This window comes from Amycolatopsis taiwanensis DSM 45107 (assembly GCF_000519205.1).
Classification (GTDB): domain Bacteria; phylum Actinomycetota; class Actinomycetes; order Mycobacteriales; family Pseudonocardiaceae; genus Amycolatopsis_E; species Amycolatopsis_E taiwanensis.
Window position 1 is genome coordinate 171,966 of sequence record NZ_JAFB01000016.1, and the last position, 19,734, is coordinate 191,699.

Sequence of the window (19,734 nt, forward strand, 5' to 3'; positions counted from 1 at the left end):
GTCCTTTACTGCTAAAGTACTTTCATGATGGACGGTACAGGCGCCGCGGAAACACCGTCAAGTGACGAAGCAGACGCCATCGCCGCCGCCTGGGCACGCGAGCGTCCCGGTACGCCGGTTGCGTCGATCGGCGTGATCACGCGCATCTGGCGGCTGGCGAAACTCCTCGAAGACGATCGACGCGAAACGATGCTGCGACTCGGCATGGACGTGGGTACCCGCGACCTGCTGTCGACGCTGCGCCGGGCGGGCCCGCCGTACCGGTTGCCGCCGAGCGAACTCGCGCGGCGAAGCCTCGTCAGCGCCGGCGCCGTCTCACAACGCGTGGCGCGCTGCGAACGCGCGGGCCTCGTACGCCGCCTGCGTTCGCCCGAGGACGGCCGCGGCGTGCTCGTCGAGCTCACCGCGGCCGGGCACGCCGAAGTCGAACGCACCGTCGACGACCTGCTGCGTCACGAGGAGGAGCTACTCTCCGCGCTCTCGACCGAGCAGCGGGCTCAGCTGTCGGACCTGCTCCGCATCCTGCTCTCGGACCTCACCGCGCGCGCCCACCACACCGCGAGTCCCCCACTCCCGTAGCGCGAGTCCCCCGTTCCCGACGCGCGAGTCCCACACTCCCGTAACGCGTGTCCCACACTCCCGACGCGCGAGTCCCACGTTCCGGTAGCGCGAGTTCCGCATTCCGGTCGACCGGAATGTGGGACTCACACGACGGGAAGGTGGGACTCGCGCGGCAGTCAGTCAGTTCGGCCGGCGAACCCGCAACTCACTCGCCTGAAGCGGGAACTCAGCTTCCTGAACCCGCAACTCACTCGCCTGAAGCGGGAACTCAGCTTCCTGAACCCGCAACTCGCCCGCCTGAAGCGGGAACTCGGCTTCCTGAAGCGGGGACACGCCGGGAGCCATCCGCGCGTTATACACACGCCGGGTTCGAAGTGCTCAGTTCAGCCGCAGCTGGGGCTTGTGTTCCAGGTGGGACAGGCCGTTCCAGGCCAAATTGACCAGGTGGGCGACCACCTCGTCACGCTTGGGCTTGCGGGCGTCCAGCCACCACTGTCCGGTCAGCGCGACCATGCCGACCAGCGCCTGCGCATAGAGCGCGGCGAGCTTTTCGTCGTAGCCGCGGGCGGAAAACTGCTGGCCCAGGATGTGCTCGACCTGCCCGGCGATGTCGTTGAGCAGGGTGGAGAAGGTGCCGGTGGAGCTGGCGACCGGCGAGTCGCGCACCAGGATCCGGAACCCTTCGTGCGATTCCTCGACATAGCCGAGCAGCGCGCTCGCGGCCTGCTCCAGCATGGCCCGCGGATGTCCACCGTGCAAAGTGGACACCATGCGGTCCAGCAGGGTCTGCGTCTCGCGGTCCACGACGACGGCGTAAATGCCCTCCTTGCCGCCGAAGTGCTCGTACACCACGGGTTTCGACACGTTGGCGCGGTTGGCGATCTCCTCGATGGATGTCCCCTCGAAGCCCTTCTCCGCGAACAGCGACCGTGCCACGGTCACCAGCTGTTGACGGCGCTCCGCCCCGGTCATCCGGACCCGGGTCACCGGGGCCGCCGGCCGTGCCCCGGTAACCGTCTCACGTTTCCCACGCCTCCTCGCCGCAGCCATCATCGGAGACTACTGCGACGCGTACCGCCCGGGCCGAACGCGGTGAGGATCACCAGTCCGTCGCCGGAAAACCGAGGCGCGCTCCATGGTCGCTTCGATGGCCGCGGCCTGCCACAAGCGGTCAAGCCTCTTCTCGCGCCAGGCGGGCCAGCCGCGATGGGGTGGGCCAACGGACGTCGTAAATCCAGCCGAGCTTCTCGAACAGCCAGAGTACCCGGGCCGAAATGTCGATCTGCCCGCGCTTGACCCCGTGCCGGGCCGAGGTGGGGTCGGCGTGGTGCAGGTTGTGCCAGGACTCGCCGAAGGACAGGATCGCCAGCGGCCAGAAGTTCGCGGACTTGTCGCGCGCGGCGAACGGGCGCTCGCCGATCATGTGACAGATCGAGTTGACCGACCAGGTCACGTGGTGCAGCACGCAGACCCGCACCAGCCCGGCCCAGAAGAACCCGGTCACCGCGCCCCACCACGACCACGTGATGAGCCCGCCGAGCAGCCCCGGCACCACCAGCGACAGCAGGGTCCACAGCCAGAACAGCTTGTCCACCACCTGGATCGCCCGGTCCTTGAGCAGATCGGGGGCGAACCGTTCGACGTTGGTGCGGTCACGCTCGAACAGCCACCCCATGTGGGCGTGCCAGAAGCCCTTCGCGATGGCCAGCGGTGACGTCCCGTAGAGCCACGGCGAGTGCGGGTCGCCGTCACGGTCGGAGAACGCGTGGTGACGACGGTGGTCCGCAACCCACGTGATCACCGGGCCCTGCACCGCGATACTGCCCGCGATCGCCAGCGCCACCCGCAACCACCGCTTGGCCTTGAACGAGCCATGCGTGAAGTAACGGTGGTAGGCCACCGTGATCCCGAGACCGCTGAGTCCGTAGAACACCACGAACAGCGCGACGTCGGTCCAACCGAGCCCCCAGCCCCAGGCGAAAGGCACCGCGGCGATCAGCGCCACCAGCGGCAGCGACACACCGAGGTAAACCGAGAGCTGCACGGAAGCGGGCCGTTGGCCGCTGGTGATCGGCTTGGGGCCTTTCTTTACCGGTGATTCGAGGGTAGCCGTCATGCACAACACTTCTTCCTGGAAATCGGCGCCGTAGGCAAGGACCACCTCGTAACCTACGCTTGCGTAACTTACGGTACAGGAGGTTTGCCGCCCTGGGGAGAGTCAGCGCGAGTTCGGACCGCGCCCACTCACCTGACCAGGTGTCGCGCGGCCTGCCGGAAGCCGGTGAACCCACCCGGCACGGCCGATTTCGTGATCGGTATCCTGACCAGGCACGATCCGCCGTAGTGTAATTGGCAGCACTTCAGATTTTGGTTCTGACAGTTCAGGTTCGAATCCTGGCGGCGGAGCAGCTACAAAACGTGCCCGACCAGGCGAGGGGGTCCGGTGCTAGGCGAAAGGGAACAGACGAGCAGGCGTCCCGCGCTGGCGGACCTCTCGGACGCCTGGCTCGTCGGGCGGTCCCGCGAACTGGTCGCGACCGTCCAGCACACCAACCCGGCCGAGCAGCGGGAGATCGCGAGCACGCTGGACGAGATGCTCGAAGAGGCGCAGCGCCGCGGTGAACCGGTGCTCGTCGCCCAGTTGCTTCGCGCGACCGCGGTGGCCCGGCTGGTCGTGGCGCCGATGGCCGCCGAGTCCGAACCCCTGCTCGACGAGATACTCGCGCACTCCCGTCGTCACGGTCTCTCGCTGTACCGGGCCGACGCGCACGCGTTGCGGGGCCGCCTGCTCGTCCTGACCGGGCAGGAGGACGCGGCGCTCACCGAGATCGCCAGGGCGCTGGCGATCCTGGACGACATGGCCGGCCAGGACATGCAGATGTCCCGCCGCGAGTGGGCCAAGATGCAGGCCGCCGCGCTCATCGACTGCTGGCTGGTGCTCAACCAGCTCGGCGTCTACGAGGCGGCGGAGGAGGTGATTGCCAGAGCACACCGGGCGAACCGGGAGTCCGCCGGCCCGCACGACATCACGCTCCAGCTGATCAACCGGGTCAAGATGCTGCTGGGCTGGGGCCTGCGGCTGGAACGGGTCGACCGGCACAGCGAGGCCGCGGCGAAGTTCACCACGGCCGCGTCGATGGCGATCGCGGTGGAGGCCCCGTTCGCCGAGTCGCTGTTCCCGCGCAAGATGGGCGTCCCGGCCGTGGACCAGATCGGCGTGCTCGCCGCCGCGCTCGCCCTGGCCGCCCCGGACGCCGCCCACATCGAGCGCCTGGAGCAGCTGACCGCCGAGCCCCGGTTCCCGCACGAGCAGGTCATCATCGCCATCGCGCTGGCGCGCTGCCACGATCACGCGGGGCAGCGCGCGGAGGCGCTCAAGGTGCTGAACGCGACCCGGGCCAGCCTCGGCGAGGACTACTCGGCGACGACCATGCGGCTCAACCTGATGCGCGAGCTGGCCCGCCTCGACAGCGACGGCGAGCACGGGGCGGCCAGCTCGATGGTCGACTACATCACCGCGCTCGAGGCCGAGCTGTGGTCCATGCGGGAGTCGCAGATCGCGACGCTCAACACGCGGCGCGAGCACGAGCGGTTGTCCGCGCAGCACGGCGCGATCAGCCAGCAGGCGCTGCAGGACCCGCTCACCGGGCTACCGAACCGGCGGGCGCTGGACGAGCACCTGCGCGCCCTGTCGGCCAAGACGACCGCCCAGCCGCTCGCGGTGGCGCTGATCGACCTGGACCGGTTCAAGGGCGTCAACGACGAACACTCGCACGCCGAGGGCGACGACGTCCTGCGCGTGGTGGCGAGCACCCTGCGCGACGCGCTGCGTGGTGACGACCTGGTTGCCCGTTACGGCGGTGACGAATTCGTGGCGCTCCTGCCGGGCGCACCGGTCTCGGCGGCCAAGCAGGCACTGGGCCGCGCGGTCTCCGCCGTGGCATCGCTGCCGATTCACCTTTCCCACGGCGTGACGCTTTCGGTCGGCCTGGTCTCACTGCGCCCGCAGGAGCGCGCGGACCAGGTGCTCTCACGCGCCGACGCCGCGATGTACCAGGCGAAACGCCGTGGCGGCAACCAGGTCGCCACGACCAGCTCGGCCCCGCCCGAACAACCCGTCGCGCCGCCGGAGACCGACCCGGCGCCGGAGGCTGAAGAGCACCCGTAGGATCGAGCGCCGTGACCGGCAATAGCGAAGTGAGTGGCGGCACCGCGGTGACAACTGAGCGCGCCATCGCCGAAGGCGTACGCTATCACGACGGCAGGGCGTCCTACCTGCCAAAATGCACATTCACCCGGCTGTCACGCCCTGGCGGCGTGATCGCGTGAGCGCGCAGATCGCGGGAAACACAGTGACCGGCTTGCTGAGCACAGTGGTCCTCGCTGCGGGCGAGGGCAAGAGGATGCGTTCTGCGACCCCGAAGGTGCTGCACCCGATCGCCGGCAGACCGCTGGTGGAGCACGCGGTGCGGGCCGCTGCCGGGCTGCGGCCGGACCACCTGGTCGTGGTCGTCGGGCACGGGCGCGAGGCGGTTACCGAGCACCTCGAACACCTCGGCGGGGAGCTGGGCAAGCCGGTCGGCACGGCCGTGCAGCAGGCGCGGCAGGGCACCGGGCATGCGGTCGCGTGCGCGCTGGAGGTGCTGCCGCAGCCATTGCACGGGACCGTCGTCGTGAGCTACGGAGACGTACCGCTGCTGGACACCGAAACGCTGTCCGCGCTGCTGGCCGAGCACCGGGGTGGCGGCCACGCGGTGACGGTGCTGACGGCCGTCGTCGAGGACCCGACCGGCTACGGGCGCATCCTCCGGGACGCGGAGGGCGCGGTGACCGGGATCGTCGAGCAGCGCGACGCCACGCCCGAACAGCTCGACATCACGGAGATCAATTCCGGCGTCTACGCGTTCGACGCCGCCGTGCTCGTCGAGGGACTCACCAGGCTGTCCACCGACAACGCGCAGGGCGAGCTTTACGTCACCGACGTGCTCACCAACGCCTGCGCCGACGGTCTCGAGGTGGGCGCGCTGGTCGTCGACGACCCATGGCTCACCGAGGGGATCAACGACCGGGTGCAGCTGGCCGCGGTCGGCGCCGAGCTCAACCGGCGGATCCTGCGCCGGTGGCAGCTGGCCGGCGTGACGATCACGGACCCGGCGACGACCTGGGTGGACGCCGCCGTCACCCTCGCCCGTGACGTCACGCTGGAGCCCGGGGTGCAGCTCAAGGGCACCACCTCGGTCGGCGAGGGCGCGGTGATCGGCCCGGACTGCACGCTGACCAACGTCGAGGTCGGCGCCGGGGCCCGCGTGATCCGCGCCCACGGCATCGACGCGATGATCGGCGACGGGGCCGTCGTCGGGCCGTTCGCCTACCTCCGGCCGGGTACCCGGCTCGGCGAGCGGGGCAAGATCGGCACGTTCGTGGAGACGAAGAACGCCGAGATCGGCACCGGCACCAAGGTGCCGCACCTGACCTACGTCGGCGACGCGACGATCGGCGAGTACAGCAACATCGGCGCGTCCAGCGTCTTCGTCAACTACGACGGGGTGGCCAAGAGCCACACCACGATCGGTTCCCATGTGCGGACCGGCTCGGACAACATGTTCGTGGCGCCCGTCTCCGTCGGGGACGGCGCGTATACCGGGGCAGGTACCGTGGTGCGGCGCGACGTGCCGCCGGGGGCGCTGGCGGTGTCCACTGGACCGCAGCGAAACATCGAAGGCTGGGTGGCCCGGCGAAGGCCGGGTACCCCTGCGGCGGAGGCAGCACTCGCCGCGCAGGAGAAGGACAGCGCGGAACAGCGTGGCCACGGCCACGCTCCAAGCGCAGGAGAAACCGAGCGGGAGCCGTCAGATGAGTCCTAAGTCCGGCACGCCGAAGAAGAACTTGATGCTCTTCTCCGGCCGCGCACACCGGGAGCTCGCGGAAGAGGTCGCCAAGCACCTCAACGTGACGATCACCCCGCAGACCGCGCACACGTTCGCCAACGGCGAGCTGTTCGTGCGGTTCGAGGAATCCGTACGCGGCACCGACGCGTTCGTGATCCAGAGCCACACCACACCGATCAACGAGTGGGTGATGGAACAGCTGATCATGGTGGACGCCCTGAAGCGGGCGAGCGCCAAGCGGATCACCGTGGTGATGCCGTTCTACCCGTACGCCCGCCAGGACAAGAAGCACAAGGGGCGCGAACCGATCTCGGCGCGGCTGATCGCCGACCTGTTCAAGACCGCCGGCGCCGACCGGATCATGACCGTGGACCTGCACACCGCCCAGATCCAGGGATTCTTCGACGGCCCGGTGGACCACCTGTTCGCGCAGAGCCTGCTCGCCGAGCACATCAAGAAGACCTACGGTGGCGCCGACATCGCGGTGGTCTCGCCGGACTCCGGCCGGGTGCGGCTGGCGGAGAAGTGGGCACAGCAGCTCGGCGACCGGCCGATCGCCTTCATCCACAAGACCCGGGACCCCGACAAGCCCAACCAGGCGGTGGCCAACCGGGTGGTGGGCCAGGTAGAGGGCAAGCTGTGTGTGCTGGTCGACGACATGATCGACACCGGCGGCACGATCGTGAAGGCCACCGACGCGCTGCTGGAGGAGGGCGCGGCGGACGTGGTCATCGCGACGACGCACGGCATCCTGTCCGACCCGGCCACCGAGCGGCTGTCGAACTGCAAGGCCCGCGAGGTGATCGTCACCAACTCGCTGCCGATCCCGCCGGAGAAGCGGTTCGCCCGGCTGACCGTGCTGTCCATCGCGCCGATGCTGGCCGAGGCGATCCAGCAGGTCTTCGAGGACGGCTCGGTGACCAGCCTCTTCGACGGCCACGCCTGACGCGTCGTCACCGGTTCACGCATCGCCAGGATCGCCGGTCCCTGGCGCGACCATGGTCGGGCCCGTGACATACCCGGGCCCGACCACATAGCCGCTGATACCTCGGCTGATCACGACGTTCAGTGCCAGCGTGCCGGTCGAGCCGGCACATCGCGGGTGCCACCGCCGATGGCGCTGATGTCGTGGCGGCCCGCGGTGAACCCGTCGGGCGCGTTATCGGGGTCCTCGCCATACACGGCCGTGACAGTGTGGGAGTTTGCTGGTGCCGTGAACGAAGCGACCGCGAGCACGCCGGTGCGCCGCGTCGACCAAGCGACTCTCACGTGGCCTCCTCGGGCCGTGGGCGAACGGTACTGACCTCCTCGACCGGGGGAAACGGTCGTTGATCGTGATTCTTACGGCCCTCCAGGCAGGACCGACAACCCTTGCCGGGGAAATTACGACCCATCGATGGAAGATTTCACCCCGAGAAAGCCGGAAGTCGGGCCGTGAGGACGCGGGCGGCGAGATCGGCGAACCGCGCCCCCACGGCTTTTCACCACCGGGCCGACGTTTTCCGGGGAGGCGGGAGCGTGGCCTCGGCTACGCCCCCGCGGACCAGCCTCCTCCGGATCAGCTGCCCGGCGGGGCCTGGTGAGCGAGCGCGCCGATCGGTCATGTGATTCACGGTAACCCTGTTTTTACGCAGTGCAATCGGCTGTCCCGGTTCACTTGTGCCGCTGTCCGGGTGTCTGCGGCTCCTCGGCTACCCACCGCGACCCGGGTCCGAGCGGTTTCCTAAACTGGATAGGTTGTCTCGGCGAGGCGGGTTCCACGTATCTGAGGTACCCGGCGTGATCGACGCGGCGGCTCGAGTGGCCCCGCGCTGCGCACGTCCGCGGAACTCGCCGCCGCCGGGCACCGCCCGCCTGATTCGCAGTCATCAGCTTTGAAGGAGCAAAACCGTGTCCGAGGTACGTTTGTCCGTCGAGCCGCGCACCGAGTTCGGCAAGGGCGCCGCGCGCCGTACCCGCCGCGCCGGAAAGATCCCGGCCGTGCTGTACGGCCACGGCAGCGACCCGCGCCATCTGGCTCTCCCGGCGATCGAGTTCGCCCGGGTCATCCGGGAGAACGGCAGCAACGCCGTGCTCACCCTGGACGTGGACGAGACCAGCCAGCTGGCGCTGACGAAGACGATCACCGTGCACCCGCTCAAGAACTACATCGAGCACGTCGACCTGCTCGTCGTCCAGCGCGGTGAGCGCGTCGCGGTGGACGTGCCCGTGGTGGTCACCGGCGAGCCCGGCCCGGGCACCCTGGTGCACCAGGAGCTGGACACGATCTCGGTCGAGGCCGAGGCGCTGCACATCCCCGAGCAGGTCGAGGTCTCGATCGAAGGCGCCGCCCCCGGCACGCAGATCCTCGCCGCGCAGATCACCCTGCCCCGCGGCGCGGCCCTGCTGACCGATGGCGAAGCCCTGGTGCTGGGCGTCAACGAGGCACCGACCGCGGCCGAGACCGAGGAGTCGGCCGAGGCGGCGGACGAGACCGAGTAACTCGAGCGGCATGACTGCGGTGCCTTGTGGGGGTTCAACCCCCACACCCAGGCTGGGGGCAAGCCCTCAGACCCCCTTTCTTCCCGGGGCCGGCGAGCAGGTGCTGCTCGTCGGCCTCGGCAACCCCGGGCCGCGCTATGCCGGGAACCGGCACAACGCCGGTTTCATGGTGCTGGACGAGCTGGCCGCCCGCGTCGGCGGGAAGTTCAAGGCGCACCGGGCCGGGGCGGAGGTCCTGGAGGGGCGCCTGGCCGGCCGGCGGGTGGTGCTGGCGAAGCCACGCTCGTTCATGAACCTCTCCGGCGGGCCGGTCGCCGGCACCGCCAAGTTCTTCAAGATCGACCCCAGCGGCATCGTCGTCGTCCACGACGAGCTGGACCTGCCCTTCGGCGCGATCAGGCTGAAGCTCGGTGGTGGCGACAACGGCCACAACGGGCTCCGTTCGATCACCAAGTCGCTAGGCACCAAGGACTACTTCCGGGTGCGCTTCGGTATCGGCCGGCCGCCCGGCCGGCAGGATCCCGCCGATTTCGTGCTCAAGGACTTCTCCAGCGTGGAGCGCAAGGAACTCGCGCTCGAAGTGGACAGCTGCGCGGACGCCGTCGAAGCGCTGGTCGGCAAGGGACTGACGGCAGCGCAGAACGCCTTCCACGCGCAGTGAGAAAATATTCACTCACACGCGTATCAAGTCTCGCCCGTACGAGGTGATACCGCGTAGCTGATCTTTCTCGGCCGACCGGGCGCGACTAGGACGAAGGCATGTCCTTTACCGCGAAAGACGTCTACGCCATCGAGTTCTCCAACTCCCCGATGGGCCGCCGCGGCTACGCCAAGAACGAGGTCGACCAGTTCGTGCAGCGAATTGCGAAGACACTCGCCGAGGAGGACGACCTCACCGCCGCCGAGGTCCACCACGTGATGTTCGGCAAGCCGCTGCTCGGCCGGCGCGGCTACGACGAACGTGAAGTTGACGACTTCCTCGACGCCGTCGAGGAACAGCTGGCCGCCCGTTTCGGCGAGGTGCCGGTGCCGCCGGCCGCCCGGGAAGAGTCCCAGGCGATCGAGGCATGCGCCGCCGCCGAGCCGGACCCGGGTGGACTAACCCTGGACTAGCTGCCGGAACGCGGAATTCGCCCGCCCCAACCGGGAATTCGCCCGCCCCAACCGGGGACACGCCAGCCCCGGGCGTGTCCCCGGTTCAGGAGCCTGAGTTCCCGGTTCAGACCGGCGTGTCCCCGGTTCAGGAGCCTGAGTTCCCGGTTCAGACCGGCGTGTCCCCGGTTCAGGAGCCTGAGTTCCCGGTTCAGGCCGGCGTGTCCCCGGTTCAGACCGGCATGTCCCCGGTTCAGGCCGGCGTGTCCCCGGTTCAGGCGCCTGCGGCCGCGTTGATCTGCTCGGCGAACCGGGTGGCGGTCTCGGCCCGCTTTACCTTGCCCGACGGCGTCTTCGGCAGGCTGCCCGCGGGCAGCACCACCACCGCGTACGGCCGGAGATCGACGGCGTCCCGCACCCTGGCCGCCACATCCTTCGCCAGCGCGCGTTCGGCCTCGGTCCCGGCCAGCTTCGACTCCAGCACCACGGCGAACCGCTCGCGCCGCGTGCCGGCGTCGATCCGGACGGCCACCGCGTTGCCTGCGCGCACGCCTTCGACGGACGTGGCGGCACGTTCGATGTCGGTCGGGTAGATGTTGCGGCCGCCCATGATGATGACGTCCTTGCGGCGCCCGCAGATCACGATCTGCCCGTCGATCAGGTAGCCGAGGTCACCGGTGGCCAGCCAGCCCTCGGCGTCCTGGGTCTCGACCGGCCCGTCGACCGTCAGGTAGCCCGGGGTCACGGCCTCGCCGCGCAGCTGGATCTCCCCGACCTGCCGGTCGCCGCGCGGGTTTCCGTGCTCGTCCACGATCTGCGCTTCCAGCCCGTCGAGCGGCCGGCCGAGCACCGCGAACGAGCGGACGGCATCCGTACCGCGTCGCGGGTCGCCCTCGGCCACCGGCACCGCGCGGTTCTCCGCTTCCAGCGCCTGAGCCTCGACGTAATCGAGCGTCAGGCCGGTGAAAAGCGGAGCGAAGGACACCGCGAGCGTCGCCTCGGCCATGCCGTAGGCGGGAAACACGCATTCCGGCGGCATCTTGAACCGGGCACCGGCCTCGGTGAACGTCTGGACCGCGGTCTCGTCGATGGGTTCGGCGCCGTTGAGCGCGATCCGCAGGGTCGACAGGTCGTAGGCGTCGTCGTCGTCGACACGCGCCATGCGGCGGCCCACGATGGCGTAGGCGAAGTTGGGCGCGGCGGTCGTGGTCGCCCGGTACTTGCTGATCAGTTCCGGCCAGATCAGCGGCCCCGACAGGAACTCGACCGGCGTGATCTTGATCAGCTCCACGCCGAAGGTCATCGGCACGGTGAGGAAGCCGACCATGCCCATGTCGTGGAACGTCGGCAGCCAGGACACCATGACGTCGGTGTCGAAGTCGAACTCCGCCCGCTCCACCATGGCCTTGACGTTGCGGTAGAGGTTGCCGTGCGTGATCCGCACGGCCTTGGGCTCGGCGGTCGAGCCGCTGGTCAGCTGGAGCAACGCGAGGTCGTCCTCGCCGACGGGCACCGGCGCTGGAATCGGGTCGGACTCGAGCAACTCGGTGATCATCCGGAAGCCGATGCCGTGCTCGGCGAGCACCGGGCCGAGCGCGTCGAACGGCTCACCGAGCAGGACCAGGTCCGAGCCGATCATGCGCAGGACCTTGACGGTGTCCTCCGCCCACAGCGCGAGGTCCGTGCGCGCGGTCGGCTGGTGCAGCATGGTGACGCTGCCGCCGGCCAACCACACCGCCTGCACGGTCGGCGCGATCAGGGCGGGCGCGGCGGCCAGCACCGCGACCGCGCTGCCGGGTCGCAGACCGTGCCCGATCAGGCCACCGGCCAGGCGCTTGGCCTCCTCGTGCACCTGCGCCCAGGTCCGGCGCACCGGCTCCTTGGGTTCTCCGGTGACCATCCCGCGCAGCTGACCGCCGCCCGCCGCCGTCGCAACGAGCGTGTCCACGAACCGACTCATGGGAGGGAGATTACCCGGCGGGTCACGGCGGCCATCGCGGTGAGGACCGTCCACTGTGCGCACGCCGACGATCACGGCCACCTCGGCGGCCCGAGGCGGGGACACGGAGGCCCGAAGCGCGGACGCGGCTCGAAGAGCGCACGAGTGACCCGTTCATGCCGAATTTCGACAGTAACGGGTCACTCATGCCACTCGAATCCGGCACACGGACGCCTGAAGCGGGAACTCACGTGCCTGAAGCCGGAACTCGGACGCCTGGAGCGGGAACTCGCGCGCCTGAAGCCGGAACTCGGACGCCTGGGGCGGGGACACGGGCGCTGCGGGTTACTCGACCAGCTCGGAGGTCTCCAGCCAGCGCGCCTCGACGTCGTCCTTTTCCGTGAGTACGTTCTTCAGCTCGGCGTTGAACTCGACCAGCTTGTCCGGGTCGGTGGCGTTCGCGGCGAGCAGTTCGTGGAGCTCGCTTTCCCGCTTGTGCAAGGCATCCAGCCTGCGCTCCAGCCGGCCGAGCTCCTTCATCGCGGCACGGTGCTCGGCCGCGCTCGGCCTCCCGTTCGGCGCCGCTGGGCGTTCAACGCTGGTAACGGCGGCTGGGGCCGACAGGAGGTCCGTGCGCCGGGCGAGGTACTCGTCGATACCACCGGGAAGATGCGTTACGCGCCCGTCCCCGAACAACGCGTAGACGGCGTCACAGACGCGCTCCACGAGATAACGGTCGTGCGAGACGACGACCAGGGTGCCGGGCCAGGAATCGAGCAGATCCTCCAACTGCTGCAGGGTGTCGATGTCGAGGTCGTTGGTGGGCTCGTCCAGCAGCAGCACGTTGGGCTCGGCCATCAGCAGCCGCGCGAGTTGCAGGCGACGGCGCTCGCCGCCGGACAGGTCGTCGACCGGCGTCCACTGGCGGGCGGCCGGAAAACCCAGCCGTTCGGCGAGTTGCGACGCGCTGAGCTCGTACTTGCCCAGCACGACGCGGCCGGCGATCTCCTCCACCGACTCCAGCACCCGCCGCCCGCCGTCCAGTTCCTCCAGCTCCTGCGAAAGGTGCGCGAGGCGGACGGTCTTACCCTGGATCCGCTTGCCGGACAACGGTTCCGCCTCGCCCGCGAGCAACCGCAGCAGCGTGGTCTTGCCCGAGCCGTTGACGCCGACCAGGCCGATCCGGTCGCCCGGGCCGATGCGCCAGGTGACGTGGTCCAGCACGGTCTTCTCCCCCGCACGTAGCGCCACATCTTCCAGCTCCAGCACCGTCTTGCCCAGCCGGCGGCGGGCAAAGGCGCTCAGCGTGAGGGAATCGCGCGGCTCGGGCACGTCCGCGATGAGCGCCTCGGCGGCTTCGATCCGGTAGCGCGGCTTCGACGTCCGAGCCTTCGCGCCGCGTTGCAGCCAGGCGAGTTCCTTGCGCGCCAGGTTGCGCCGCTTCTCCTCTGCGGTGGCGGCGAGCCGGGCCCGCTCCGCGCGCGCGAAGATCCAGTCCGCGTAACCGCCTTCGTACTGCTCGACCCGGCCATCGGCGACCTCCCAGGTTCGCTGGCAGACGGTGTCGAGGAACCAGCGGTCGTGCGTGACCACGACGGCCGCGATGCGGCGGGCCACCAGATGGTCGGCCAGCCACCGCACGCCTTCGATGTCGAGATGGTTGGTCGGCTCGTCGAGCACGACCAGGTCGAGGTCACCCACCAGCGCGGCCGCCAGCGCGACCCGTCGCCGCTCCCCACCGGAAAGCGTGCCGGAAGGTGTGTCCAGCCCGAGCGCGGTGATCCCCAGTCCATCCACAATGGACCGAACGCGCGCGTCGGCGGCCCATTCGTGCTCGGCGGAGTAATGGGAGAGCACGGCGTCGCGGACGGTGCCGGCCGGCAGCTCGGTGCGCTGGGTGACCACCGCCATCCGCAGGTCCCGCATCCGGCTGACCCGGCCCGAGTCCGGTTCGCCGAGCCCGGCCAGTACTTCCAGCAGCGTCGTCTTGCCGCCGCCGTTGAGGCCGACCACGCCGATCCGCTCGCCCTCGGCCACCCCGGCGGAGACCCCGTCCAGCAGCGGCCGGACGCCGTAGGACTTGCTCACTGCCTCGAGATTGATGAGGTTGACCATCACGCGTGCACCTGGGGCGGAGTGGGGCGGTTCAGGTCGTCGCCGCCGACGAACCGTGCTCCTGGCACGGGGCCGTGCGCGACGCGGACCGTCCGGCACACCCCCGCCCCGGCGAGCTCGGCCGCGACCTCGAGTGCCGACCGCGCGTCGGCGCACAGGAACGCGCAGGTCGGACCCGAGCCGGACACCGTCCCGGCGAGCGCGCCCGCATTCACCCCGGCACGCAAGGTCCGGCGCAGGCCCGGACGTAGCGAGACGGCCGCGGCCTGCAAATCGTTGCCCAGCAACAAGGCCAGTTGGCGCGGATCACCGGAGGCCAGCGCTTCCACGAGCGGCGCGTGCGAGCCGACCCGCGGCGGTTTCCCGGCCTCCCGCAACCGGTCCAGTTCGCTGAAGACGCGTGGTGTGGACAACCCGCGCTGGTCGAAGGCGAGCACCCAGTGAAAGGTGTGCCGGGAGAGCACCGGAACCAGTTGCTCACCGCGGCCGGTGCCCAGCGCGGTGCCGCCGTAGAGCGGGAACGGGACGTCGCTGCCGAGCTTCGCCCCGATCTCGGCCAGCTCGTCGCGCCCGATATCGAGCTTCCACAGCGAGGTAAGCGCGACCAGCGTGCCGGCCGCGTCCGCGCTGCCCCCCGCCATCCCGCCGGCCACCGGGATCCCCTTGCGCAACACCACGCGCACCTTCGGGTCGGCCTTGCCGACGTGCGCCGCGAGCGCCTGCACGGCACGCCAGGCGAGGTTGTTCGCACCAGCCGGCACGGAGTGCTCGCCCTCGCCGTGAACCTCGACGCCGGGCTCCTCGGCCACCGCGACGGTCACCTCGTCGGTGAGCGACAGCGCCTGGAACACGGTGGTCAGCTCGTGAAAGCCGTCTGTGCGCAGGTCGCCGACCGAGAGGTGCAAGTTGATCTTCGACGGTACCCGGACCGTGACAGGCGGCGGTACGACGGCAAGCACGTCTCCAAGCCTACGTTGCCGCTTGGAACCGATCTCCGTGAGGAGAAGCAAGCCCCGCTCGGGGACATCAGCTCACAACCTGTGACACCCACGAGTGCACACAGTTACGACAAGTAGTGGCCGTGCTTGGAGGAGTGAGATCTGGCGTGACACGGCTGACTGCGTGCAGCCCAGTCGGTCGGCGGCCGTCGAGAACGAACCGTACGGGCGGCCTCACGGACCACACGCAGGCCGGCCACCGTAAAGCACCATGCGAAATGCTGATAGCGGGGATGCGAAGCAGTCGTTTGTCGCATGGCTGCGGTGTCCCTAGCGTCATACGCATGGGGACAGCCGAAAACAAGCAGCTGATCCGGGGCATCTTCGACCGGATGGCACAGGGCGACACGCGGGCGATGAGCGAAGCAATGGCCGAGGATGCCCGCTGGGTGTTTCCGGGCAACTGGTCATGGGCGGGAAGCTGGGGACCGAAGTCCGTTGCGCTGGAGGACATGCTGCGACCGCTCATGGCCCAGTTCGCTGGTGACTATCGCAGCGAAGTGGACTTCATCCTCGCCGACGGCGACCGCGTCGTCGTTCAAGCCCGCGGCTACGCGACCACCAAGCGCGGCGAGCGCTATCACCAGACCTACTGCTACATCTTCAGGATCGCCGACGGTCACATTTCCGAGGTGATCGAGCACTGCGATACCGCACTGGTCGAACGGGTCCTCGACCCGCCTCCTACCCGCAGGTGACCGGGGGCCGATACCCAGGCCCCCGGCCTCCCTCGCGGCCAAACCACCAGGTCACCCGCGGGTTCGCCGGTTGTTCCGCAGCAAATCCACCTTGCTCCGAAACGACGGATCAGGCGGCGGCGGGGCAGGACAGGGTAGGGACGGCGCGCACGTGGGCCCCGTGGTCGCGGATCCAGGCCAGCGCGGCGTCGGTCCGCCGACCGCGCAGGCCGAGCCGGAAGTGGGCGACCGGGGTGTCGCCGAACCGCGTGAGACCGCCGCCGATGGTGGCCACCTCCACGTCGAAGCGGCTGGCTGCCTCGGGCAGCAGCGCACCGACGGAGGCGAACCCGATCAGCACTGCGTCGACCGTGCAGTCATAGACCGCGGCCTGCGCCCTGGACGTTTCGATCGACGGGAGCAACGCCTGCGCGGCGTGACTGCCGGGGTCGGCGAGCAGGTCGAGCACGCTGCCCTGCTCGACCAGCCGACCGGCCTGGAGCATGCCGACCTCGTCGCAGATCCGCCGCACCACGGCGCCGTCCTGGGTGGTGAGCAGCATGGTCACGCCGAGCTCGGCGCGCACTCGGTCGAGGACGGTCAGCACCGCGCCGGCCTCGTCCGGGCCGACCCCGGCCGTCGGGTCGTCGGCGAGCAGCACGGCGGGTGAGACCGCGAGCGCCCGGCCGAGGCTGACCCGGCGGCGCTGCCCTTCGGACAGCTCAGCGGGACGCTGCCCGGCGCGCTGGGTCAGCCCGACCAGGTCGAGGATCCGGCCGACCTGGCGTCGCCGCTGCGGCCCGTCGACGCCGAGCTGTTCGAGCGGCGCGGCGACGTTCCCCGCGACCGTGCGCTCGGCATACAGCGGCGGGTTCGCTTCGAGCACGGCGACCTTCCGCCGCACCTCACGCAGCCGGCGGCCGTCCAGTGCCGCGACGTTGAGTCCATCCAGCCGCACCGTGCCGCGGTCGGGTTTTTCTTGCAGGGCAACGCATCGAGCGAGGGTCGACTTGCCCGCGCCGGCGGGACCGACCACACCGTAGAGCGCCCCGGCGCTCACGTCGATGCTCACATCGCGCAGCGCAAGCACCGGCTCGGCCTTGCTGGGAAAGGATTTCGTCAGGTGTTCGACAGTGATCACGAGAAGGCTCCACGTAGACAGGCGCCATCACCTTGCGGGGGCGCCGGACGTAACCAAGTATCGTCCACAATGGACGATCATGAACAGGGAGATACAGCCGGAAAGGACGCCTCAGCTACGACACGCGGATACCGTGCGGCGGCATTCATCGACGACTCGACGCTTGGTGAGCATCGTGCGAAACACAGGTCCTCCATCGATCCTGGCGTTAGCACCTGCCCCGAAGGGAGTGGTTGCTGCGACTTCGGCGAGCCAGGTCTCTCAGTCGCTCGGGATGGATACATTAAGAGTAGAGCGGACTCCACATCCCGGGCGCAAGTCCCCGGTCATAGATCACACACCGGCATCACACGGACGGCCGCATGCCGATACTCTCCGCGATTTGGGCAAACGCCCTTACCCCCAGTTGCTCACCCCGCGCGCCCGGGTCGATGCCGGCCGCCCGGAGCAGGGCCGCCGACTCTTCGGCCGAACCCGCCCAGGACGCCAGTGCGGCGCGCAGGGTCTTCCGACGCTGGGAAAACGCCTTGTCGATCAGGGAGAAGACGAGGTCGCGGTCGGCCGCGGAGACCGGCTCCGCGCGCTCGAACGACACCAGCGCCGAGTCGACGTTCGGCACCGGCCAGAACACCGAACGCGGTACCGCGGCGACCTTCCGCGCGACGCCGTACCAGGAGAGTTTCACGCTCGGCACGCCGTACACGCGGCTGCCCGGCCCAGCGGCCATTCGATCGGCGACCTCGGCCTGCACCATGACCAGCCCGCGCCGAAGGCTCGGCAGTTCGGCGAGCAGATGCAGCACGACCGGCACCGCGACGTTGTAGGGCAGGTTGGCGACCAGGATGTCCGGCGGCGCGGGCAACTCGCCGGCGCGCAGCTTCAAGGCATCCCGGGTCAGCACGGTCAGTCGCGCGGCGGCCTCGGGCGCGTGCTCGGCGACGGTCACCGGCAGCCGGCCGGCCAGCACGGGATCGATCTCCACGGCCGACACCCGCGCCCCGGACGCGAGCAGGCCCAGCGTCAACGAGCCAAGCCCGGGCCCGACCTCCAGCACGTGTTCGGCCGGGTCGACCCGGGCGAGTTCGACGATCCGGCGCACCGTGTTCGGGTCGTGCACGAAGTTCTGGCCGAGCTTCTTCGTCGGCCGGACGTCCAACTCGGCCGCCAGCCGCCGGATCTCGACCGGCCCGAGCAAACTGCCTTGTCCGCGAGTTCGCGAGGCGCCATCACCCAGTTCAGAAGGGCGCCCTGCCGCCCCGACAGCGGACGAACAAGGCGCGCTCGGTGGGCGCCTCGATTGCCGCGACTCGGCAGCAGGGGTAGCTGGGTCCACGCCGCGACCCTACCGCCTTCGCGCGCTCACCAGACGGGACGGTAACGGGCGCCCGGTAGAACCGGGCGCCCGGGTGATTCCCACAGCGATCAGCGGAGGCCGATCTTCCTGGAGCACACCGGCCAGGCGCCCCAGCCCTGGCCCGCCTGGACCCGCGTGGCGACGGCGATCTGCTCCTCACGGGTGGCCTGGTACGCATGCTGCGCGTAAGCGCCACCGCCGTAGGCAAGCCACGTGCTGTTGGTGAACTGCAGACCACCCTCGAAACCGTTGCCGGTGTTGGCGGCCCAGTTGCCGGTCGCCTCACACTGCGCGAGGGCGTCCCACGTGCCGGCATTGGAGATGGCCGGCTGCTTGGTGCCGATGCGGACGATCTTCGGCTTGGCCGGTGTGGTCACGTCGACCGACACCTGGACCCGGCCGGTCTCCTTGCCGTTCTTCGTGGTGATCCGGTAGGTGACCTGCTGCGTGCCCGGCGCGCCCGGGTCCTCGACCACCTGCTTGCCCGAGTCCAGCGTCGAGTCCTTGATCTGCTGGACCGGCGCGTCGATGGTCTCCTGCTGCGTGATCATCGACACGCCGGTGCGGCTGATGCGCACCTCGGCACCATCGGTCAGCTTCATGTCCAGACCGCCCTCCAGGGCATCCTCCGGACCGAGGCTGAGCTGCTGCTCGTTGAGGAAGTCGGCGGCGGTGAGCGCGGTGGTGGTCACCTCGCGCGGCGCCTTGGCGCCATCGGAGACCGTGAGGTGCTTGAGCGTGTGCACCTCCACTGTCTCGCCGTTGAGCGACAGGTCCTTGTTCAGCGGCTGGGAGAACCAGGTGCCCTGGCCGAACTTGGCGCTGAGGCCGAGTTGGTCGAGCGCCTCGGCCAGGGTGTTCGCGCGAACCCAGGATTCGTGGGCGACCCCGTCGACGACCAGGTTCAGCTTGCGGCCGTGGTCCAGCTTGATGACCCCGCCGTCGCCCACCGGCGCCTGCGGCGACGGCGAGAGCGAGTCGTGCTCGCCGACGGTAAGGCCCGCGTCCTTGAGGACCTCGCCGACCGTCTTGCCGAAGCTGTGCACGGTCTGCTCGTGGCCATCGACGTCGACGGTCACGCTCTTGTTCATGGCCAGGGCGGCGGCGCCACCACCGGTGATGCTGATCAGCAGCGCGAGCACGGAACCGCGGAGGAACCGGCGCTTCCAGCTCTTGACCGCGGACACCAGCTCGTCCGGCGGGTCGTCGCTCTTGGCGGAGACGGTGCGGTCCACGGAGACCGGGTCCGGCAGCTTGAGCGCCGGCAGCAGCGTGGTTTCCGCGTTGATCAGCCGGATCAGTTCGTCGACGCCGACCTCGGCCGAGGCCATCAGTTCGTCGGCGTCGGGCCCCAGCACCGTGCGGATGTCGTGCTCGGTGATCGCGAGATCGTCCGAGAAGTCCCAGTCTTCCTCCTGGGCCGGCCAGTCCAGCGTCCCTACGCCCGCACCCGTGCTGGCGAACCAGTCCGCGGTGTCGTCCGTCTGA

Annotated in this window: 18 protein-coding genes, 1 tRNA gene, 1 pseudogene and 1 riboswitch; of the genes and pseudogenes, 10 read left to right on the top strand and 10 right to left on the bottom strand. The window is 69.6% G+C overall.

The window, feature by feature from the left end; translation table 11 throughout:
* The first annotated feature begins 24 nt into the window (after positions 1 to 24).
* On the top strand, positions 25 to 579 hold the full coding sequence (locus A3CU_RS0115485) for a MarR family winged helix-turn-helix transcriptional regulator (RefSeq protein WP_027943073.1): 555 nt from the start codon (positions 25 to 27) through the stop codon (positions 577 to 579).
* A 360-nt stretch (positions 580 to 939) separates the two neighbouring features.
* On the opposite strand, the gene A3CU_RS0115495 is transcribed toward A3CU_RS0115485, so the two are convergent.
* Both A3CU_RS0115495 and A3CU_RS0115500 read right to left on the bottom strand, forming a co-directional pair.
* Positions 940 to 1,533: a TetR/AcrR family transcriptional regulator gene (locus A3CU_RS0115495; RefSeq protein WP_027943074.1), complete on the bottom strand. Its 594-nt coding sequence runs from the start codon at positions 1,531 to 1,533 to the stop codon at positions 940 to 942.
* Positions 1,534 to 1,732: 199 nt separating this feature from the next.
* The gene (locus tag A3CU_RS0115500) at positions 1,733 to 2,677 is read right to left on the bottom strand and encodes an acyl-CoA desaturase (RefSeq protein ID WP_027943075.1); all 945 of its coding nucleotides are present in this window, start codon (positions 2,675 to 2,677) and stop codon (positions 1,733 to 1,735) included.
* A gap of 218 nt (positions 2,678 to 2,895) precedes the next feature.
* On the opposite strand from A3CU_RS0115500, the gene A3CU_RS0115505 reads away from it, so the two are divergent.
* The 5 genes from A3CU_RS0115505 to A3CU_RS0115520 all read left to right on the top strand — a co-directional run bounded on the left by A3CU_RS0115505 (position 2,896) and on the right by A3CU_RS0115520 (position 7,395).
* Positions 2,896 to 2,967: transfer RNA gene (locus A3CU_RS0115505), tRNA-Gln, on the top strand.
* Positions 2,968 to 3,154: 187 nt separating this feature from the next.
* The gene (locus tag A3CU_RS0115510; RefSeq protein ID WP_156960390.1) at positions 3,155 to 4,729 is read left to right on the top strand and encodes a GGDEF domain-containing protein; all 1,575 of its coding nucleotides are present in this window, start codon (positions 3,155 to 3,157) and stop codon (positions 4,727 to 4,729) included.
* Positions 4,730 to 4,740: 11 nt separating this feature from the next.
* Complete coding sequence (locus tag A3CU_RS52430; RefSeq protein WP_156960386.1) at positions 4,741 to 4,890, top strand: hypothetical protein; 150 nt, start codon at positions 4,741 to 4,743, stop codon at positions 4,888 to 4,890.
* A 23-nt stretch (positions 4,891 to 4,913) separates the two neighbouring features.
* Complete coding sequence (glmU, locus tag A3CU_RS44925) at positions 4,914 to 6,425, top strand: bifunctional UDP-N-acetylglucosamine diphosphorylase/glucosamine-1-phosphate N-acetyltransferase GlmU (protein ID WP_052371751.1); 1,512 nt, start codon at positions 4,914 to 4,916, stop codon at positions 6,423 to 6,425.
* Positions 6,415 to 7,395 carry a ribose-phosphate diphosphokinase gene (locus A3CU_RS0115520; protein ID WP_027943077.1) on the top strand — a complete coding sequence of 327 codons (981 nt, stop codon included), beginning with the start codon at positions 6,415 to 6,417 and terminating at the stop codon, positions 7,393 to 7,395. The genes glmU and A3CU_RS0115520 overlap by 11 nt, the downstream gene beginning before the upstream one ends.
* A 119-nt stretch (positions 7,396 to 7,514) precedes the next feature.
* Here A3CU_RS0115520 and A3CU_RS0115525 read toward each other — a convergent pair whose 3' ends face one another.
* A complete protein-coding gene (locus A3CU_RS0115525; protein WP_027943078.1) occupies positions 7,515 to 7,718 on the bottom strand; it encodes a hypothetical protein in 204 nt (67 codons plus the stop codon).
* A gap of 621 nt (positions 7,719 to 8,339) precedes the next feature.
* On the opposite strand from A3CU_RS0115525, the gene A3CU_RS0115530 reads away from it, so the two are divergent.
* The 3 genes from A3CU_RS0115530 (at position 8,340) to A3CU_RS0115540 (ending at position 10,043) form a co-directional block, all read left to right on the top strand.
* Entirely contained in the window at positions 8,340 to 8,930 is a 591-nt protein-coding gene (locus A3CU_RS0115530) for a 50S ribosomal protein L25/general stress protein Ctc (protein ID WP_027943079.1), read from the top strand.
* Positions 8,931 to 8,940: 10 nt separating this feature from the next.
* Positions 8,941 to 9,591 (top strand): aminoacyl-tRNA hydrolase, encoded by a 651-nt coding sequence (pth, locus tag A3CU_RS0115535; RefSeq protein ID WP_084143286.1) that lies wholly within the window; start codon positions 8,941 to 8,943, stop codon positions 9,589 to 9,591.
* 98 nt (positions 9,592 to 9,689) lie between these two features.
* Entirely contained in the window at positions 9,690 to 10,043 is a 354-nt protein-coding gene (locus tag A3CU_RS0115540) for a DivIVA domain-containing protein (protein ID WP_027943081.1), read from the top strand.
* Positions 10,044 to 10,296: 253 nt separating this feature from the next.
* Here the strand turns inward: A3CU_RS0115540 and A3CU_RS0115545 are convergent, their stop codons facing one another.
* The 4 genes and pseudogenes from A3CU_RS0115545 to A3CU_RS55610 form a co-directional block, all read right to left on the bottom strand.
* Positions 10,297 to 11,982, bottom strand: coding sequence for a fatty acyl-AMP ligase (locus A3CU_RS0115545; protein ID WP_027943082.1), 1,686 nt, complete (start codon positions 11,980 to 11,982; stop codon positions 10,297 to 10,299).
* A gap of 324 nt (positions 11,983 to 12,306) precedes the next feature.
* Positions 12,307 to 14,076, bottom strand: coding sequence for an ABC-F family ATP-binding cassette domain-containing protein (locus tag A3CU_RS0115555; RefSeq protein ID WP_027943083.1), 1,770 nt, complete (start codon positions 14,074 to 14,076; stop codon positions 12,307 to 12,309).
* Positions 14,076 to 15,035 (bottom strand): 4-(cytidine 5'-diphospho)-2-C-methyl-D-erythritol kinase, encoded by a 960-nt coding sequence (locus A3CU_RS0115560; RefSeq protein WP_027943084.1) that lies wholly within the window; start codon positions 15,033 to 15,035, stop codon positions 14,076 to 14,078. Before A3CU_RS0115560 ends, A3CU_RS0115555 begins: the two co-directional genes overlap by 1 nt.
* Before the next feature lie 72 nt (positions 15,036 to 15,107).
* A pseudogene (locus tag A3CU_RS55610) lies at positions 15,108 to 15,224 on the bottom strand (hypothetical protein); the annotation flags it as partial.
* Positions 15,225 to 15,358: 134 nt separating this feature from the next.
* On the opposite strand from A3CU_RS55610, the gene A3CU_RS0115565 reads away from it, so the two are divergent.
* Entirely contained in the window at positions 15,359 to 15,772 is a 414-nt protein-coding gene (locus tag A3CU_RS0115565) for a nuclear transport factor 2 family protein (RefSeq protein ID WP_027943085.1), read from the top strand.
* Between the two features lie 109 nt (positions 15,773 to 15,881).
* Here A3CU_RS0115565 and A3CU_RS44930 read toward each other — a convergent pair whose 3' ends face one another.
* The 3 genes from A3CU_RS44930 to A3CU_RS0115580 form a co-directional block, all read right to left on the bottom strand.
* Positions 15,882 to 16,892, bottom strand: a complete 1,011-nt coding sequence (locus A3CU_RS44930; protein WP_052371752.1) for a methionine ABC transporter ATP-binding protein — start codon at positions 16,890 to 16,892, stop codon at positions 15,882 to 15,884.
* A gap of 190 nt (positions 16,893 to 17,082) precedes the next feature.
* Positions 17,083 to 17,173: riboswitch (SAM riboswitch) on the bottom strand.
* Between the two features lie 65 nt (positions 17,174 to 17,238).
* Entirely contained in the window at positions 17,239 to 18,087 is an 849-nt protein-coding gene (gene rsmA, locus A3CU_RS0115575; protein ID WP_027943086.1) for a 16S rRNA (adenine(1518)-N(6)/adenine(1519)-N(6))-dimethyltransferase RsmA, read from the bottom strand.
* A gap of 227 nt (positions 18,088 to 18,314) precedes the next feature.
* Positions 18,315 to 19,679, bottom strand: a complete 1,365-nt coding sequence (locus tag A3CU_RS0115580; protein ID WP_027943087.1) for a resuscitation-promoting factor — start codon at positions 19,677 to 19,679, stop codon at positions 18,315 to 18,317.
* Positions 19,680 to 19,734 lie beyond the last annotated feature (55 nt).